The organism is Streptomyces sp. NPDC030021, assembly GCF_055574035.1.
In genome coordinates, this window is record NZ_JBVIAH010000002.1 from 315,478 (window position 1) to 333,406 (window position 17,929).

Consider the following 17,929-nt stretch of genomic DNA (forward strand, 5'->3'; position numbering starts at 1 on the left):
GTTCGCCGGGTCGATCTGACCCGCGAAGTCATCCGTCCGAAAGGAGGTTCGACAGTTCCTTCATGTCATCGAATACGACTGTCCCCGGGCCGTGGAGCCAGTCCGCCGGTGTGAGACCACCGCAGTATCCGAGGGATCGCATGCCGGCCGCTCGGGCTGCGGCGACACCGTATTTGCTGTCCTCGACCACCATGCAGGAGGCCGGGTCGACACCCATTCGGGCTGCGGCGTGGAGGAACAGGTCAGGTGCCGGCTTCCCGCGGAGGACCTCCTCCGAGCTGAAGACTCGGCCCTCGAACCTGGGGTAGAGCCCGACCAGACCCAAGGTGTGGCGAAGACGTCGATGACTGCTGCTGGACGCGACACAGGTGGGGAAAGTGATCTGATCGAGGGCTTCGACGACGCCCTCGACCGGGGTCAACCGGGTGTCGAAGGCCTCGTCGTAGAGGTGCTGGAACTCCGCTTCCCACCCCTCGGGAAGCCGTCCGCCCAGGTGTGACTCGATCTCCCCGACCATGTACGCGTGCGAGCGCCCGACGAAGCGCTCGACGATCTCAGCCTCGGACATCGTCCATCCCAACGCTGCCAGGACCTTCGCGTCCACCTCCACGGCCAGGCGTTCGCTGTCTATCAGGACGCCGTCGCAGTCGAAAATTACAAGCTTGATCGGATTTCCCATCCGGCCAGCCTAATCCTCCAGCGGCAACTCACCCTCGAACACGTCGGAGTACGGGGAGCAGGCACCTCTGAAAGCGCGTGGCAAGAGATGGAAGCCGGCATCACGTTTGCTGACCATCGCGTAGTGCGTAGGTCCGATCGGCCGGTCACGGCCGGAGGGCCGGCGCAGGGAACCGCAGGGCCGTAGCCGGCCCGCAGCTCCTGCCCGCATGCCTCTGAGGTGGACGGAGCGGGCCACCCAGGGCGCATGAGGCCCGAAGGCGCCGCTGATCAGCGGCGACCGCCGGCCTGGGCGGCACACCCGCCTGACGCCCGGCTGAACAACGGAGTCCCGCCCGGGTGGCCGCGTGGGCATGGCCTCGTCTGCGGACCGGACGGGCAGGACATCGGGAGGCTTTCGGGAATCACGGCCGTCAGGAGGGTCCCAAACCGGGTTCAGCCGGAGTGCCGCCCTCGCCGCAGGGTTGGCGCGGGGGCTTACGCCGCTGCTGTGGCGTCCGCGCTAAAGTGCCGATGACCCGCACGAAAGCCCTCCGCGAGGGAGGGCTTCGGGGTGGTGCGTGGAGAGTGCCCCCGGCAGGACTCGAACCTGCGGCCAAGTGCTTAGAAAAACTGGCCTCGTTTCCCCTTCAAAGGGCACTGACCTGCAGCTACGCTCGCAGATGTTGCCGTTTCCCGCCTGTCGCACCGCGCATGCACCGGAGCCGCGCGTTCCACCTTGCCGGAGCCGGCCCGCCCCGCACACACGACACCTGTGTTGTAAGTTCGATCATTGCTCGGCTCAGTTGCGGATCTGACCGGCCGCGTCGGTCGTGCCGGGGCGCGCAGTGGTGTCAGCGTCTGTTGCTGTTGATGTCAGCCATGGATGTCAGCGGGACTCAGCGCTCGTCTCTCAGCGTCAGCCTCGACGAACTCACGGCCCTGGTGAAGACCCGGCTCAAACGGATGCAATACCGCCCCGGCCTCATCAACCGCCCCCTCGCCAAAACCGGACTCGACCTTCAACCGCCGTAACCTCAGACGTTGAAGATCTCTAGGATAGAGACCAGAAGGCCGGGGATTCTCAATGAGGGTCAATCCCCGGCCTTCTTCGTCTGACTACTTTCGGCTGATGTATCGAAAGCCGGCCATCAGGCGTCGGCGCTCGAATCCTTGGCCTTTTGCAGCAGAGCCTCCTGGTTACGACGGCTGCGCACATCGTCCTTGCGCAAACTCCTGCCCTCGTTCAAGATAGACTGAAACTGCTCGGTGGCAAGCTCGACTGCAGTAGTGATCGCTACTTCAATCCTCTCCGAGTCCGAAACCTTGAATTTCAGCTTCTTAGCGCCCCTCAGCTGCCGTCTTGCTGTCTCTATCTCAGAGGTTTCGAAGATAGACACAAGTTCCGGCGTGATCAGAGCGGACACCATCATCGCGATGTGATACTTCGCGGCTTTGAGAGTGGTCGAGTCGGGTGTTCGGGCGAAGAATCTGTCCACCCGATACAAGATCCAGGCCGCGTAGTAGTAAGCCTCAACGGAGTATTCACCCCAAACGAACGAACCCTCAGCCTCTAGCTCCTTCGGAGCACCGATCGCTCGGAAAGAATCGCCGAACAGTGTTGCAGCGACCGCTCGGTTGAGTTCGGGAGTCGTGACAACACGAGTCCGCGGGAAATCAAGAGACGCATGCTGGTTCTGCCGCAGATAACGTAGGCCGTTTACGCCCGACTGGTTGAAATACTCTTCCACGTCTTTCGCCATCTGGGAACTCGCCTGTATGTCAGTTGAGCCGATGGGAGTTTGCAGGTTAGTAGCGATCGCCACGCTCGTTCGCACCCCAGCGTCGCCTGAGCTGACGATTTTCACCGGGATCCAAAGGTCAGAGAGGAGGGCCGGCTTGACCTTAGCCGCTTCGCTTGTCGCCCACCTAACGAGCTGGTGACTCGTCTGCCCGCCATTTACGATCTGATACCCGGAGATGAAGAATCTGTCACCCGACCCTTGGAGAGATGTCGCAATGATCGTGAGTCCGTTGTTGAGGAAGGGAAAGTGCTCGCGGTCGTCGCTCTGAAGGGTTCTCGTGATCCGGGTATTCACTGGGTTGTGGCTACCGAGATCGAGACGCACATTGTCGTCGAAGATCCCTGGTCGTACGGAGCCAGTTTCATCCGTCAGCAACTTCATCACCTCTGTGCCAGACAAGAGCCCGATGTAAGCCTCACTCACCCGCTCAGTCGCAGGGATGGTCTGACGCTTCTCAAAGTTGAACCGTATGTTCTGTGGTCCGTGACGCTCTTTCAGCTTTGCGGCTAGTGCATCGTGGCCATGAGTGTTGAGGTGCAAAGGTTCTGAATAAATGCCGAGAGCTCGAATGCGACCGATCGCTTCTGTGACCTGAAGCTCTTGCTGTGCGCTCTTCCCGTCATTGCCGCTGGTGGTGACGTAGAAGAGTTCGCACGGGATTCGCGTGTCTTGGAACTTGTCGCCGCTCTCTGCGATCCGATCGATCAAAGCAGCCAGGTCGACCAGGGCCGGAGGAAGGTTGACGCTCTTCGCCTTAATCGCGTACTTTGTCACGGCCTCGACGCCGTGGAGGAACTTCGCGATGAGCTTAGAGTCGTAGGACTCGCTTGTCTTAGCCTGGATGAAGAGTACCCTCGCTGAATTAGACGCCTGGTCTGAGATAAGGTCGTCGATTTCTGAGGGTTCGAAGACGATCTGTCCGTTGACTACGACGGCAGCGATGTCGATGCCCTCGTCGGTCCCACCGCCGAGAACAGCGCGCTCAATCTGCTCGACATCGTCCCGTACATAAGGGAAGAGGTAGTTGGCTGCGACGTACAGCTCGAACTGCTTCGCCTCGCCCCCCTCGAAGCCAAAGTCTCGTGCAAACTTGGCCACTCGCTTTCCCGTGAGCGTGTGCACTTCATCCCCCTAGCCAGCGCGAGCGCTGATCGCCATCACGGTGTGTTTGTTAGTGAGCGTAGCGTCTGGGTTGCCGTCGACGTGAGCGAATGGTCAGGAGACCTGACTTGCCCTTCGGCAGCCTCGGTCGAGCTTTCTCCACCGACGAGCCTCGATGGAGTAGGGAAACTCTTACCGCATGAGGTCGCGGCGGCTTTCAAGTCGCGATCTTTTGGGCAGGAAACACCCCTGACCGACACTCCAGTGGCACAGACGGTGCCTCGCGGAACAGGTCTGGCCGCAGGTTGGCCACAGAGCTTGATGACTCGTCGGTGTCGCGTTGGCAAAAGGCCACGGCGGCATCGTCGCCAGCCTTGTACCGGGGCCACCGGTGCCCGTTGGGGTCAGTCGCCTCAACCTTGCGCACCGTGGCGATCAGCGCTGCGGGGCCTTCCCTCCGCAGTTGGACGAACACGTCCTCCCGAGAAGCCATCTGATACTCGGTGACGAGTCGTGAGACGCCGTCCGAAACTACGGCGGCCGAACGAACCTTGCTCGGGTCCACTGCGCCCGTTAGCGCGTGAAATGCCGCTTCCGGATCCGAAGCGGCCACCCAGTAGCCCTCGGGCGTGTTCCGGATCTGGCGTTGAGCAGCCACGAGCCTCGCCACGCTGGCGCGGTGTTCAGGGGAGCCCGTCGCGTGGAGCTCCGTTTCGGCCCGCAGGTCTTGGCAGACGTCGTCCACCCGAAGATCGGTCAGCGTTGTGAACCCGTCTGCCCCTTCAAGCACGATCGGCGAGTCGGCGAGGACTAGGTGATCGATGCGGTCCGACCGCTCCCGGAGAATGGCCACGGTCGCCGACGGCGTGCCCGGGTTCTTCAGGTCGCAGGTCTGGTGAAGCTTCTCCACCCGCTCCAGAGCCGTTGCCAACGCGTCCGGCAGCGGGATGGCGGGGTCTGCTAGAGCGGCGACGACGTGGCCACCGAGTTGGGCGACGTACCACGGCACGCCGTGTACACAGCCGGTGTCCAAGCCTGCTGTGCTGAGCTGCATCCCCCACCAGCGCGTTCGTCCGCGAACGCTGCACAACCGGTCCCACATGCAGCGTCCCCGTGGAAGTGGGGCAGTTCGTTGGAAAGGATCATCAGCCGTGAAGGGAGCTTGCCGGTCCACTGCTCGCGGTACTTGCGGTCTTCGGTGCCGCTCCTCGCCCCTTCGGCAAGGTGCTCGACCTCAGCACGTCCTGTTTCACGGCGTGCTCCAGCATCACTTTCAGCACGCGCCGATTGCGCTTGACGGTGCTGGCCGCGGTATCGGATCCATCGAGCCGACTGGAAACCGCCCGCAAGACCGCGTCCACCCGAGCCGAGTCCTCCCAAGCGGCCATGGACAGACAGTTGCGCTCGACCCACTTGAGGATGGAGAGAACCTCGGGAGGAGCTTCGTTCCGCCGACGGGCGTTGAAGGCGAACTCCCGCAGCGCGGTACGCACAACCACCGGGTCGTACGCGCTGGGCACCGGACTGCGCAGGAGCGCTCCGGTGGCGGCCATCAAGACCTTGGACGTCGTCTTACGGCTGTTCCCGCTCGTCCGGTGCCACTGGAAATCCGCGAACTTCACGGCGAACTCGTACCAGCTGACAGAGCTTGCACCTGAGGCGTGCGAGAGCGGCCGCCCCGTCGACACGCTGAAGGCTTCACCGCGGCGGGTGGCGCTGACCAGCTCGGAGCGGAAGGCGTCAGCCAACGCCCGCGTTGCGAACGGAGCTCGCCATTCGCGTCCCCGCTGTACGTCGGTACCTGCCGGCCGTGCTGGTCGTGGTGCCAGGCCCTGTCCTTCTCGAAACGCAGGTAGTCGTCACCCTCAAGCACCTGGGCGATGATCGGCGAGAGCCGGTGACCACAGACCACGACGTGGTTGTCGCGATTCAGGTTGACCATGCCGCTTGGTGGGATTACCTCGTAGTGCGCATCGAGCTTGAGCGTCGCCAAGAGCCTTCTCAGGCGATCGAAGTTCCCCAAGTCTTCTCGCGCGACCACTTCGCCCGGGTTTTCGTCAGGTAACTTTCCGGCTTCGTACTTGCCGCCTAGCGAGATGGTCATGAGGTCTGTACCGAAGAAGGCGCGTTCCGGCGGGGGCCCCTGAGGGGCTAGCTGGCCCACACGGCCGCGGCTCACACCCAACAGGGCCGTGATCTCCGACTGCGACATGCCCGATGCCGCCGCCTCCTCGATCGCCTCTCGCCGGATACGCGAAAGCTCAATCACGCGCCCCTGGTAGTCCGCCAAGAGGTCAATGGTCGCCATGTACGTCATGGATGCCCGGCTTCCTCCGGAGGGGGCCGCCGACCAGTGGGGCGAGCTGCTGATCCACACTGCGCAACCCGAAGTGGGCAAGCACTGGACGAACGACGGCGCGATCCACGAAGAGAGGGGCTTGAAGGGTAGGGCCAAGGACGACATGCGAACGGTTCCGTGCCGGCCCGCCTTGACCAAGATCCTCAGGGAGCACGTCGAGCGCGAGGAGCTCAAGCCGGGAGACCTGCTCTTTCCGGGTGAGAAGGGGGAGATGCTCGCCGGGTCCGTCATCCGGCGGGCATGGCGTTCCGCTCGCCAGGAGACCCTGACCCCGGAGGAGATCGCGTCACCTCTGGGGAAGCGTGTCTACGACCTGCGCCACACGTGCCTGACGAACTGGCTCAACGACGGCGTTCCGCCGGCGCAGGTGGCGGAATGGGCAGGTAATAGTGTCCCGGTCCTGCTGGCCGTCTACGCCCGGTGCATCGTTGGTCATCTAGGGGACCTCAAGAAGCGCATCGAGGCAGGGGGAGACCTCCCCGAGGTCTGAGGGCCCTTGCCCGAGAACGCCACCGCGTATCCACCGTGGCCACCCGTAGAAAGCGGGAATCAGCCGGATACGGCCGGACTGCCGTTCGCGGTTACCGCGCGGCCTTCCGGCCCTTATCACGCGACTACCGATATCTCGGTAAGGTGCGCTGACCTGCACGAAAGCCCTCCGCGGAGGGAGGGCTTCGGGCGGTGCAGAAGTGGTGCCCCCGGCAGGACTCGAACCTGCGGCCAAGTGCTTAGAAGGCACCTGCTCTATCCACTGAGCTACGGGGGCCGGAAGGCGGCCTTGGTGGGCCTGGAGCCCCCGGTGGGGGTGGGGCTGAGGTCCGTGCCGGGTCAAGGATAGGGCTCCGGTCGCCTTGTCCCGGTTGCTTCACCCGCGAGCCACGATGTGGAGGTTCGGTGAAGCGGTCCCGATAATCGCAGGCAGGTGCGATTCTCGCATCGCTTTTGCGCCGCGGCGCCCCTGGTGTTGTGCACTCGTTATGCCTGCGCCCCACTCGTCCGTCGTGCCCAGAATGTCCCACTGGAGTCGCGGTCGGCGCGCAGAGGACGTATAAGCTTCAAAAATGGTCCCAAATTGGGCATTCTTCGCATGTGGTGACCTTGGATGTTCGGCCTCAGCTGCTCGATGCCCTGTCCGCCCTGCGCGACCGGGTCGCGTCCGTGCGTCTGCCGCTGCCCCTGCCCGGCGCTCCGCGCGCCCGCCAGACCAGAGCCGAGCTGCTCGCGCAGCTCGACGACTACCTCGTACCCCGGCTGAAGGCGCCCGAGGCGCCGATGCTCGCCGTCGTCGGCGGGTCCACCGGGGCCGGTAAGTCCACCCTCGTCAACTCCCTCGTCGGCCGACAGGTCAGCGAAGCCGGGGTGCTGCGCCCGACCACGCGCACACCGGTGCTCGTCTGCCATCCGGATGACCACCACTGGTTCGCCGGAATGCGCGTACTGCCCGACCTGATGCGGGTCTGGGTGCCGCACGGGGAGGAGGAGGTGCCCCCCGCCGCCAGACCCCGGGCCCGCGACCGCGGACCGGCCGACACCCACGCGACCCGCGAGATGCGGATCGAGACCGTTTCCAGCCTGCCGCGCGGGCTCGCCATCCTCGACGCCCCCGACATCGACTCCCTGGTGGTCGAGAACCGGACCCTCGCCGCCCAACTCATCTGCGCCGCCGACGTCTGGGTGATGGTCACCACCGCCTCGCGGTACGCCGACGCCGTCCCCTGGCACCTGCTGCGCACCGCCAAGCAGTACAGGGCCACCCTCATCACCGTCCTCGACCGGGTCCCGCACCAGGTGCTCGCCGAGGTCTCGCGGCAGTACGGGGCCCTGCTCACCAAGGCCGGGCTGGGCGACGTACCGCGGTTCACCGTCCCGGAGCTGCCCGAGTCCACCGGCGGGGGCGGGCTGCTGCCGGCCAGTGCCGTCGCCCCGCTGTTCGCCTGGCTCGCCCATCACGCGCAGGACCCGGCCGCCCGGCAGTACGCCGTCGGGCGCACCGCGCTCGGCGCGCTGGACTCGCTGCGGCGCCGGATGCCGGAGCTCGCCTCCGCCGTCGCCGCCCAGCACGCCGCCGCCGTACGGCTGACCTCGGCCGTCGAGGACGCGTACAAACGGGAGGGCAAGCGGGTCCGGGGCCGCCTCGACCACGGCGCGGTACTGGCCGGGGACGCGCTGACCCGGTGGCGCGGCTACCCGCTCGACACGAGCGCCGACGAACTGCTGGACTCGCTCGCCGAATCCCTCGCCGCGCTCCTCCAGTGCGCCGTCGCCGCCGCCGACGAGCGCATCGCCGAGGCCTGGCGGCGCGAGCCGGCCGCCGGCGCGGTCTCGCTGCCCGCGCCCGACCGGGAGGCGGGCGAGCGCATCGGCATGGCCGTACGCCGCTGGCGGCGGGTCCTGGAGGAACTCGCCGAGGAGGAGGTGGCCAAGAGCGACCGGCAGCCCGCACCCGACCCCGACGGCGTGGCCGCCCTGCTCGTCGCCGCCCTCCTCGGCGGCAAACGGGCCCGGCCCGCGGGGGAGAAGCTCGCCGAACGGATCGGCGCGCAGGCCGCCCTGCGGCTGCGCGACCGGGGCGGGGAACTGGTCGGCGACCACCTCGACCAGGTGCTGCGCGCCGAACGCGACCGCCGGCTCGCCCCGCTGGAGGCGCTCGAAGTGACCCCGGAACCACAGGCCGAGCTGATTGCCGCGCTGTCCGTACTGCAGAAGGAGAGGTGACGCGGTGACCGCCCTGACCGACCGCACCGACGACCGCTGGGACGACGGACTCATCGCGCGCTCGCGCCCCCGGCCCGTGGACGGGCACGAGGACGAGGAGGGGGACGAGGGGTACGAGGGGTACGAGGGCGACGAGGCCCTCGTACGGGCCGTCTCCGGCGCGGGCAGCGACGGCGGCAAGTCGACCGCGCCCCCGCTCAGCCCGGAGGGACAAGCCCTGCGGCTGCGCCTCGACGCGCTGCGCCAGCTGGTCGGGCTGTCCCGGACCAGGCTCGACGGAAAGACCCTCGCCGAGGCCGGGCGGGTACTGGACGAGGCGGCCGCGCGCCGTGGGCTGTCGCCCCAGCACACGGTCGTCGCGATCGCCGGAGCCACCGGAAGTGGCAAGTCCACTCTCTTCAATTCACTCGCCGGTGTGCAGATCTCCGAGATGGGGCTGCGCCGCCCGACCACCGCCGCGCCCATCGCGTGCAGCTGGTCGGACGGAGCCGCCGGACTGCTGGACCGGCTGGAGATCCCCGGGCGGCTGCGGCGCCGGCCCCGCGAGACCTCGGAGGCGGAGGCGCTGCGCGGGATGGTCCTCGTCGACCTGCCCGACCTCGACTCGGCGGTCGGCGCGCACCGGGACCACGTGGACCGGGTGCTGGCGCTGGTCGACGCCGTGGTGTGGGTGGTGGATCCGGAGAAGTACGCGGACGCCGTGCTGCACGAGCGGTACCTGCGGCCGCTCGCCGGGCACGCGGAGGTGACCTTCGTCGTCCTGAACCAGGTGGACCGGCTGCCCGGGGAGGCCGCCGACCTCGTACTGGACGACCTGCGCCGGCTCCTCGACGACGACGGCATCGCCCTCGGCGAGCACGGCGAGCCCGGCGCCACCGTCCTCGGGCTGTCCGCACTCACCGGGGAGGGCGTCGGGGAACTGCGCGAGCTCCTCGGACAGTTCACCCAGGAGAAGGGCGCGGCCACCCGGCGGATCTCCGCCGACGTCGACCGCGCGGCCGTGCGTCTGCGACCGCTGTACGTGGCCGACGGGCACGCCGGGCCGGAGATCGGGGAGGCGGCGCGCGCCGAGTTCGAGGACCGGCTCGCCGAGGCGGTCGGGGCGTACGCGGCCGGGCTCGCCGCCGAGCGCGCGTGGCGGCGCAACGCCGGAAAGGCGTGCGGGACGCCGTGGCTGCGGCTGTGGCGCTGGTACGAGGGCCGCCGCGCGCCCCGCACCCTGGCGGGTCTGGCCGCCCTCGCGGCGATCGGCGGGCGCGGCCCGGCGGTCGCGGAGGCCCCGGTCGAGGAGGAGGTGACCGCGCGTCAGCGGGTGGAGCAGGCCGTGCGGGCGGTCGCCGACGAGGCGGTGTCCGGACTGCCGGACCCGTGGGCGCAGGCGGTCCGCGAGACCGCGGTGCGCGGCGCGGAGCGGCTGCCGGAGGCGCTGGACGAGATCGCGGTGACCCTCGGGGCGGCGGTCGCGGTGCCGAGCGTCAAACCGCCGCGGCCCAGGTGGTGGCCGGCGGCGGTGCTGGCGCAGGCGGCCATGACCCTGCTGCAGATCTACGGCGGGCTGTGGCTGGTCGGGCAGATCGTCGGGGTCCTGGAGCCGAGGCTGCTGCCGCCGGTGCTGCTGATGGTGGCGGGCATCATCGGCGGGCCGCTCGTGGAATGGTCCTGCTCGATCGCGGCCCGGGGTCCGGCGCGCAGGTACGGGCAGGACGCGGAGCGCAGACTGCGGCAGGCGGCGGCCGGGTGCGGCCGGGCCCGGGTGCTGGAACCGGTGGCGGCGGAGCTGCTGCGCTACCGGGAGGTGCGGGAGCAGTACGCCACGGTGGCCGCAGGGGGGAGCAGGTTGTCCACAACCCGGCAGTAATCCACAGGCCGGAGCGGGGACCGGCGGCCTGCCCCAGCATGGTTCGCACCCCGTACGGATGGTCCGTACGGCTGGTCCGTACGGATCCGTACGGGCCGGAACCATGGGGGAGGGCGACCGGGATGTACGACACCCAGGTGACGCTGGTGGGTTATGTGGCGACGCAGATCGACTACAAGGAGACGGTGAACGGCCCGGCGGCGCGGTTCCGCTTCGCGGTGACGCCGAGGTACTTCGACCGGCGCAAGGACGCCTGGACGGACGGGACCACCAGCTTCTACACGGTGTGGGCGCGGCGGACGCTCGCCGTGAACCTCGCCGGTTCCGTATCCGTCGGCGAGCCGCTGGTGGTGCACGGGCGGCTACGGGTGCGGGAGGACCCGCCCGACGGGGAGGGCAACCGGTGGTTCTCCGCGGAGATCGACGCGACGGCCATCGGTCATGACCTGAACCGGGGTACCGCCGCCTTCCGGCGCGTGGTACGGACGGAGACACCGCTGATGATCAATCAGAAGGCGGCGGTGGTCTGAGTGTTCGAGACGGATAGGATTCCCCGGTACTCACGGGCACCTGGGTCTTTGGCCCGAAGGGGAAGACTGTGTCGATTGCCGTTCCCGCATCCTCCGCTCCTGATCCCACTCCTGCGTCTGCGTCTGCGTCTGCGTCTGCGCCTGTTCCAGCTCCTGCTCCTGCTCCTGGCCCGGTTCCTCTCGAACCTCCCGCCGCGGTACGGGGCTCCGCGCGGCGGCCGCTGGCGGTGGCCCTGCTGGCCGCGGCCCTCGCCACCGCGCCCGCGGCGCGGGCGGCCGCCGACTCCGGCCCGGCCGCGCCCAGGTCACCCGAGGGTGCGAGCGCCGTGCTGGACGGGCTGAAGACGTTCGGGCAGGCGGTCCTGCGGTCCGGGGACGGCTCGGTCCGGCAGATCCCGGCCGGGCTCTACGAGATGCGGGTCGACGGCGGCGGGATGCTCCAGACGTACGGGGTCGGCGTGACGGGCAACGCCCAGCCGCAGGCCCGGTACACCGAGAGCGGCTGGAGCGGCAGCCCGCTCGCCGGGAACCGGGAGGCGGGCCGGATCCGCTGGGTCCTGGAGCACTCCTACCCGCAGCACAACGATCTGGCCGGGCTCGCCAAGGCGGCCGGGGCCGGGGCCCTCACGGCGCAGAGCGCGGCCGCCGGGACCCAGGTGGCGATCTGGCGGCTGGCGGAGGGGGCGCAGGTCGAGGCCGCGGACCCGGCGGCCGAGAAGCTGGCCGACTACCTGCAGCGGGCCGCCGGGCAGCTGCCGGAGCCGCCGGCCTCGCTCGCGCTGGACCCGGGCGACGTGTCGGGGGCCGTGGGCACCCGGGTCGGCCCGGTGACCGTGCGGACCGGGGCGCCGAGCGTGTCGGTCGTCCCGGACGCGGCGGCCGTCGCGATGGGGGTGCGGGTGGTGGACGCCGAGGGGCAGCCGCTGACCACGGCCGTCAACGGGAGCCGGCTGTACTTCGAGGTGCCCGCGGGCACCCCCGACGGGTCGGCCTCGGTCACCGTCCAGGGCGCGACCAAGGTGCCGGTCGGGCGGGTCTTCACCGGCGAGCTGCCGACCCACGCCCAGATCGTGGCCGGCTCCAGCGAGTCCGCGGCCGCCGCCACGGCCACGGCGGTCTGGCCGCAGCCCCCGGTCCCGGCGCCGGGAGGCACCTCGGGCGATGCCCCGGGGGCCGGTTCCGGCTCGGCGGCCGAGGTGCTGGGCGAGCGGTCCGCGGCCCTCGCGACGACCTCCCCGGACGACGAGCGGCTGGCGATCAGCGGCAGCTCGGCGGCCACCCCGGTCATCGCCTCCCTGGCGGTGGGCCTGGTGGTCCTGGGCGGCCTGGTGGTGCTGCTGCTCCGCAAGCGCCCGCTGGACGAGGAGGACACGCCCTGAGAACCTGCGGGGTGTCGTGACGGTCGGGCCGTGCGGCCCGACCGGATGGGCCCGATGGGCCGGGTGGCCGCGCGGACCGGTTCGGATCCGCCGCCCGGGGTAAGGGCAGAAGATGGCTGATCAAGAACTGACCTGGTCCGGCGCCTTCGCCCGGTGGGACCGCCGGCTGTTCGACGCGGTGGCGCAGCGGCACTGGCCCGGGGCCGACCGGGTGCTGCCGCGGCTCGGCCGGGCCGCGAACCACGGGGTGCTGTGGGGCGGGGCCGCCGCGGCGATCGCGGTCTTCGGGTCGGCCGGTGCGCGCAAGGCCGCCGTGCGCGGGGTCGCCTCGCTGGCGCTGGCCTCCGCGACCATCAACACCGTCGGCAAGTGGTCCGTACGCCGTCGCCGACCGCTGCTGGAAGGCGTGCCCATGACCCGGCAGCTGGCCACACAGCCGCAGACCACCTCCTTCCCGTCCGGGCACTCCGCGTCGGCCTTCGCCTTCGCCACCGGGGTGGCGCTGGCCTCCCCGGGCTGGGGGGCCGTCCTCGCCCCGGTCGCCGCGTCCGTGGCGTTCTCCCGGGTCTACACCGGGGTGCACTACCCCTCCGACGTGCTCGTGGGCGCGTCACTGGGGGTGGCCGCCGGGTTCGTCGTACGCCGCCTCGCGCGCGACGCGCAGGAGGCCCGGGTCGTGCCGGGCGACGAGCGGCCGGCCGCCGGGGCCCCCGCGCTCTCCGACGGGGCCGGGCTCACCGTGGTGGTCAACACCGGGTCGGGGACGGCCGCCGCCGCGGGTCTCGACATCCTGCGCACCCGCCTGCCCGCGGCCGAGGTGATCGAGTGCGGGGGCCCGGAACTGTCCGCCGCACTCGCGAAGGCGGCCTCGCGGGCCACCGTGCTCGGGGTCTGCGGCGGCGACGGCACGGTCAACGCGGCCGCCACCGCCGCACTGCGGGCCGGGGTGCCGCTGGCCGTGTTCCCCGGCGGCACCCTCAACCACTTCGCGATGGACTTCGGCCTCGCCGGAGCCGAGGCGACCTGCGAGGCCGTGGCGCAGGGGCAGGCCGTCCGCGTCGGCGTGGGCCGATTCTCCCCGGGGCCCGGGGGAGAGCCCGGCTACTTCCTGAACAACTTCAGCATCGGCGCCTATCCGGAGCTGCTCGGCCACCGGCTGCGCTGGGCCCCGCGCATCGGCGGCGGCCCCGCCGCGCTGCTGGCGGCCTGGCGGGTGCTGCGCTCCCAGCGGCCCGTGCGGCTGCGGCTGGCCGGGCGGCCCCGGAGCGTATGGCTGCTCTTCGCGGGCAACGGCACTTACCACGGCACCGGCCCCACCCCCCGCCGCCGTGACCATCTCGGCGAGGGCCTGCTGGACCTGCGGCTCGTCCACGGCGGTGGCCGCCCCGGCCCGCGGCTCCTGGCCGCCGCCTTCACGGGGCCGCTGAGCCGCTCCCCGATCCACGTGGCCACCCGCCTGCGCAGCCTGCGTATCGGGGACATCCCCGCGGGCACGCCGCTCGCCTACGACGGCGAGCACGCCGCGGCCCCGACCGACCTCGTCCTCGACGAGCTCCCCGACGCCCTGACCGTCTACCGCCCCCGCTGACGGGTCAGGCGTCGGCGGCGGTCGGGCCCGGGCTCACCCCCAGGTCGGCCCGCATGAGGCCGCGCATGTTCTTCCAGTGGTCCCCCAGCTGCAGCAGCTCGGTCTGTATCTCCTCGAACGACCAGCCGGGGTGCGGGTTGCCTTCCTCCAGGTGCAGGGTGCGCCTGTACGCGCCGGCCAGGGTCGTCGTCATCGCGTCCAGCTCCTGCAGCACCGCGTCCGAAGCCACCATCTGGGCCTCCGCGAAGGCGGTGTGCATGGCGAGCCGCGTCTCCTCCAGATCGGTCCGCGCCTGCGCGGTGGCCTCGCCCTTGTGGACGAGCCACAGGTACTTCATGAGCTCGATGCGGTAGCGGCGGTAGCCGGAGTTCGCCGTGACGTAGCAGGCCCGCCGCTTCTCCACCCCCGCCACGCGCTGCTCGCGCGCCCACTGGGCGTCGGCCGCCCGCTCCTGCCGTTCGAACTGCTCCGTCTGCACGCGTGCGAGCACGCGCTGGGAGAGGATCGGCGCGAGCAGGGTGCCGGTCACCGCGACGATCGCGCCGGCGAGCGCCAGCAGCGCGTTGTTCACATGTACCTCCGTGTACGGCCGACGGAGGCCGCGCCCCCGCATTCCCCGCCATCCTGCCCGGCCCGGGCCCCGCGGGGCCCGGGCCGCAGGGGCCCGTCCTGCGGGGCCCGTACTCATGCACCTCGGCCGGTGGCTGTCCCCGCTCGCCGGCCTACCTGCTGCTCTCCACGCCGAGATCGGCCCGCATGGCGTCCAGTGCCATCAGTGTGTTCCCCGCCGCCCCCCTGGCATCCATGTCCGTTCGTCCTGACAGAGGCATCCTGCCCCGGGGTGAAGCAGTGGTGGGTGCCGCCCGGCGGATCGGCGCCGCCGCACCCCGCGGGGGCGTGCGTTCTTGGCTCGCACACCGGCGATGACCGACAGTGACCGGACGTGGAGGCTCCCCCTCCGGCCGCGCCGCAGGTCAGGGGCCTCTGACCTACCCATTCGCCCGAGGGTATGGACGTACGGCAAGATGGGGTGTATCTGCCCACCATCGATCTGCCGGACGGTTTCTCTTGGCTGAGTTCATCTACACCATGCGCAAGACGCGCAAGGCGCACGGCGACAAGGTGATTCTTGATGACGTCTACTTGAACTTCCTGCCCGGCGCGAAGATCGGCGTGGTCGGCCCCAACGGCGCCGGTAAGTCCACCGTTCTGAAGATCATGGCGGGCCTGGAGCAGCCGTCCAACGGTGACGCCTTCCTGTCGCCCGGCTTCACCGTCGGCATCCTCATGCAGGAGCCCAAGCTCGACGAGTCGAAGACGGTCCTGGAGAACGTCCAGGACGGCGCCGCCGACGTCATGAAGAAGCTCAAGCGCTTCAACGAGGTCGCCGAGCTGATGGGCGTCGAGTACACCGACGCCCTCATGGACGAGATGGGCAAGCTCCAGGAGCACCTGGACCACGCCAACGCGTGGGACCTCGACGCCCAGCTGGAGCAGGCCATGGACGCCCTGGGCTGCCCGCCCGGCGACTGGCCGGTCACCACCCTCTCCGGTGGCGAGAAGCGCCGCGTGGCGCTCTGCAAGCTGCTGATCGAGGCCCCGGACCTGCTCCTCCTCGACGAGCCCACCAACCACCTCGACGCCGAGTCGGTGAACTGGCTGGAGCAGCACCTCTCGCAGTACAAGGGCGCCGTCGTGGCGGTCACCCACGACCGGTACTTCCTGAACAACGTCGCCGAGTGGATCCTTGAGCTCGACCGCGGCCGCGCGCACCCCTACGAGGGCAACTACTCCACCTACCTGGAGAAGAAGGCCACCCGCCTCAAGGTCGAGGGCCGCAAGGACGAGAAGCGCCAGAAGCGCCTCAAGGAAGAGCTGGAGTGGGTCCGCTCCAACGCCAAGGGCCGCCAGACCAAGTCCAAGGCCCGCCTCGCCCGCTACGAGGAGATGGCAGCCGAGGCGGACAAGATGCGGAAGCTGGACTTCGAGGAGATCCAGATCCCGCCGGGCCCGCGTCTGGGCTCGATCGTGGTCGAGGTCAACAACCTCTCCAAGGCGTTCGGTGACAAGGTCCTCATCGACGACCTGTCCTTCACGCTGCCGCGCAACGGCATCGTCGGCATCATCGGCCCGAACGGCGCCGGCAAGACCACGCTCTTCAAGATGATCCAGGGCCTGGAGGCGCCGGACTCCGGCTCCGTCAAGGTCGGCGAGACCGTCAAGATCAGCTACGTCGACCAGTCCCGCGCCAACATCGACCCCAAGAAGACCCTCTGGGCGGTCGTGTCGGACGAGCTCGACTACATCAACGTGGGCCAGGTCGAGATGCCGTCCCGCGCGTACGTCAGCGCCTTCGGCTTCAAGGGCCCGGACCAGCAGAAGCCGGCCGGCGTCCTGTCCGGTGGTGAGCGCAACCGCCTCAACCTGGCGCTGACGCTCAAGGAGGGCGGCAACCTGCTGCTCCTCGACGAGCCCACCAACGACCTCGACGTCGAGACCCTGTCCTCGCTTGAGAACGCGCTGCTGGAGTTCCCCGGTGCGGCCGTGGTCATCTCCCACGACCGCTGGTTCCTCGACCGGGTCGCCACGCACATCCTGGCGTACGAGGGCGAGTCGAAGTGGTACTGGTTCGAGGGCAACTTCGAGTCGTACGAGAAGAACAAGGTCGAGCGGCTCGGCGTGGACGCGACCCGTCCGCACCGTGCCACCTACAAGAAGCTCACCCGAGGCTGAGGTCGCGGTCATGGCCAGACACCACTACCGGTGCCCCCTGCGCTGGGCGGACATGGATGCCTTCGGGCACGTCAACAACGTCGTCTTCCTCCGTTATCTGGAGGAGGCGCGGATCGACTTCATGTTCCGCCTCGCGCCGGGGGAGGGCAGTGAGTCCTTCACGGGCGGGTCCGTCGTGGCCCGTCACGAGATCGACTACAAGCTGCCCCTCGTACACCGACACGAGCCTGTCCTCATCGAGTCCTGGGTGACCCGGATAGGCGCCGCGTCCCTGACCATCGGCTACGAGGTCAAGGACGAGGCGACCGAGGACGCGCCCGAGACGGTCTACGTGCGCGCCGAGACCGTGGTCGTGCCCTACAACCTCGCCGCGGGGCGGCCCCGCCGCATCACGGCCGAGGAGAGGCATTTCCTCGAGGAGTACCTCGACGCACCCGCGACCGGGTCCGAGTCCGGCACCGGCCGGGAAGGGCCCCTCGCGGCATGAACGACCAGCTGCGCTTCGCCGATTCCGGGGAGGCGGCGGACCTCGCCGCCTTCCTGGGCCGGCTGGTGCACTACGACCGCGCCGCCGCCGTACGCCTCCAGGGGGGCGGCGGCGCGCTCGCCGTCTTCGGACGGCCGCCGTCCTTCGACATCCTGGCCATCCGCACGGTGCGGCTCGCCGCACCCGTCGCGATGCCGCTGGACCTGACGGTGTCCGCCGGTGAGCTGCTGGAATCCGTGGACGAGGTTTCGGCCGAGGCCACCGTGCCCGGGCCGGTCACCGGACCGCCCTGGGCCGGCGTGCTCCCGCCCCGCGGTGGCTGGCGGCAGGTTCCGGGGCTGCCCGGCCCCGAGGCGATGGGAGCGGCCGTGGCCGCCGCCGTCGCCGAGTTCCGGGCCCGGGACGAGGCCCTGCCCCTGCAGCACCGGACCCGGTCCGAGCGCGACCGCATCGGCCGCGAGATCTGGTCCCGCACCCTCGGTGACACCGAGCTCCCGCTGCGGGCCGTGCACGCCGCGCAGTCGCTGGGCTTCCTGCGGCCGGTACGGGCCGCCGTGCCCGCCCCCGCCCCCCTGCCCGGCGCCTCCGCCTCCGCCCCCGTGGCCCTGCTCGCCGCCGGGACCTGGCTGCGGCTGCGCACCCCGTACGGATCCGTCGCCATGCGCCGCCCCGGCGTCACCGGCGGCCTGGGCGCCCTCCAGGTCCGGCCGGTCTAGC

15 protein-coding genes, 1 tRNA gene and 1 pseudogene are annotated in these 17,929 nt (G+C 69.8%); 10 read left to right on the top strand and 7 right to left on the bottom strand.

Going from position 1 to position 17,929, the window contains the following annotated elements; genetic code table 11:
* Positions 1-28: 28 nt before the first annotated feature.
* On the bottom strand, positions 29-679 hold the full coding sequence (locus tag ACZ4YL_RS04525; protein WP_382544086.1) for an HAD family hydrolase: 651 nt from the start codon (positions 677-679) through the stop codon (positions 29-31).
* Between the two features lie 899 nt (positions 680-1,578).
* Between ACZ4YL_RS04525 and ACZ4YL_RS04530 the strand changes: the two are divergent.
* A pseudogene (locus tag ACZ4YL_RS04530) lies at positions 1,579-1,692 on the top strand (IS630 family transposase); the annotation flags it as partial.
* Between the two features lie 116 nt (positions 1,693-1,808).
* Here ACZ4YL_RS04530 and ACZ4YL_RS04535 read toward each other — a convergent pair.
* The 4 genes from ACZ4YL_RS04535 to ACZ4YL_RS04550 all read right to left on the bottom strand — a co-directional run bounded on the left by ACZ4YL_RS04535 (position 1,809) and on the right by ACZ4YL_RS04550 (position 5,880).
* Positions 1,809-3,560 (bottom strand): AIPR family protein, encoded by a 1,752-nt coding sequence (locus ACZ4YL_RS04535; protein WP_468113684.1) that lies wholly within the window; start codon positions 3,558-3,560, stop codon positions 1,809-1,811.
* A 220-nt stretch (positions 3,561-3,780) separates the two neighbouring features.
* Positions 3,781-4,617 carry a hypothetical protein gene (locus ACZ4YL_RS04540; RefSeq protein WP_382544092.1) on the bottom strand — a complete coding sequence of 279 codons (837 nt, stop codon included), beginning with the start codon at positions 4,615-4,617 and terminating at the stop codon, positions 3,781-3,783.
* A gap of 91 nt (positions 4,618-4,708) precedes the next feature.
* The gene (locus ACZ4YL_RS04545; protein ID WP_468113685.1) at positions 4,709-5,185 is read right to left on the bottom strand and encodes a hypothetical protein; all 477 of its coding nucleotides are present in this window, start codon (positions 5,183-5,185) and stop codon (positions 4,709-4,711) included.
* A complete protein-coding gene (locus ACZ4YL_RS04550; RefSeq protein WP_468113686.1) occupies positions 5,182-5,880 on the bottom strand; it encodes a hypothetical protein in 699 nt (232 codons plus the stop codon). Before ACZ4YL_RS04550 ends, ACZ4YL_RS04545 begins: the two co-directional genes overlap by 4 nt.
* Here ACZ4YL_RS04550 and ACZ4YL_RS04555 point away from each other — a divergent pair.
* Complete coding sequence (locus ACZ4YL_RS04555) at positions 5,870-6,412, top strand: tyrosine-type recombinase/integrase (protein ID WP_382544100.1); 543 nt, start codon at positions 5,870-5,872, stop codon at positions 6,410-6,412. The genes ACZ4YL_RS04550 and ACZ4YL_RS04555 overlap by 11 nt on opposite strands.
* 200 nt (positions 6,413-6,612) lie before the next feature.
* On the opposite strand, the gene ACZ4YL_RS04560 is transcribed toward ACZ4YL_RS04555, so the two are convergent.
* Positions 6,613-6,688 (bottom strand) — tRNA-Arg (locus ACZ4YL_RS04560).
* A 332-nt stretch (positions 6,689-7,020) separates the two neighbouring features.
* Between ACZ4YL_RS04560 and ACZ4YL_RS04565 the strand changes: the two genes are divergently transcribed.
* The 5 genes from ACZ4YL_RS04565 (at position 7,021) to ACZ4YL_RS04585 (ending at position 13,992) form a co-directional block, all read left to right on the top strand.
* A complete protein-coding gene (locus tag ACZ4YL_RS04565) occupies positions 7,021-8,637 on the top strand; it encodes a dynamin family protein (RefSeq protein ID WP_468113687.1) in 1,617 nt (538 codons plus the stop codon).
* 4 nt (positions 8,638-8,641) lie between these two features.
* Positions 8,642-10,495, top strand: coding sequence for a GTPase (locus ACZ4YL_RS04570; protein ID WP_468113688.1), 1,854 nt, complete (start codon positions 8,642-8,644; stop codon positions 10,493-10,495).
* A gap of 122 nt (positions 10,496-10,617) precedes the next feature.
* Positions 10,618-11,025: a single-stranded DNA-binding protein gene (locus ACZ4YL_RS04575; RefSeq protein ID WP_468113689.1), complete on the top strand. Its 408-nt coding sequence runs from the start codon at positions 10,618-10,620 to the stop codon at positions 11,023-11,025.
* A gap of 227 nt (positions 11,026-11,252) precedes the next feature.
* Positions 11,253-12,404 carry a thioester domain-containing protein gene (locus ACZ4YL_RS04580; RefSeq protein ID WP_468113690.1) on the top strand — a complete coding sequence of 384 codons (1,152 nt, stop codon included), beginning with the start codon at positions 11,253-11,255 and terminating at the stop codon, positions 12,402-12,404.
* 112 nt (positions 12,405-12,516) lie between these two features.
* On the top strand, positions 12,517-13,992 hold the full coding sequence (locus tag ACZ4YL_RS04585) for a phosphatase PAP2 family protein (RefSeq protein WP_468113691.1): 1,476 nt from the start codon (positions 12,517-12,519) through the stop codon (positions 13,990-13,992).
* A 4-nt stretch (positions 13,993-13,996) separates the two neighbouring features.
* On the opposite strand, the gene ACZ4YL_RS04590 is transcribed toward ACZ4YL_RS04585, so the two are convergent.
* A complete protein-coding gene (locus ACZ4YL_RS04590; RefSeq protein ID WP_468113692.1) occupies positions 13,997-14,563 on the bottom strand; it encodes a hypothetical protein in 567 nt (188 codons plus the stop codon).
* A 497-nt stretch (positions 14,564-15,060) separates the two neighbouring features.
* On the opposite strand from ACZ4YL_RS04590, the gene ettA reads away from it, so the two are divergent.
* The 3 genes from ettA to ACZ4YL_RS04605 are packed head-to-tail and all read left to right on the top strand — an operon-like array spanning position 15,061 to position 17,928.
* On the top strand, positions 15,061-16,725 hold the full coding sequence (gene ettA, locus ACZ4YL_RS04595) for an energy-dependent translational throttle protein EttA (RefSeq protein ID WP_468113693.1): 1,665 nt from the start codon (positions 15,061-15,063) through the stop codon (positions 16,723-16,725).
* Between the two features lie 10 nt (positions 16,726-16,735).
* The gene (locus tag ACZ4YL_RS04600) at positions 16,736-17,212 is read left to right on the top strand and encodes an acyl-CoA thioesterase (RefSeq protein WP_468113694.1); all 477 of its coding nucleotides are present in this window, start codon (positions 16,736-16,738) and stop codon (positions 17,210-17,212) included.
* Positions 17,209-17,928 carry a DUF8010 domain-containing protein gene (locus tag ACZ4YL_RS04605; RefSeq protein ID WP_468113695.1) on the top strand — a complete coding sequence of 240 codons (720 nt, stop codon included), beginning with the start codon at positions 17,209-17,211 and terminating at the stop codon, positions 17,926-17,928. The genes ACZ4YL_RS04600 and ACZ4YL_RS04605 overlap by 4 nt, the downstream gene beginning before the upstream one ends.
* Position 17,929: the final 1 nt, after the last annotated feature.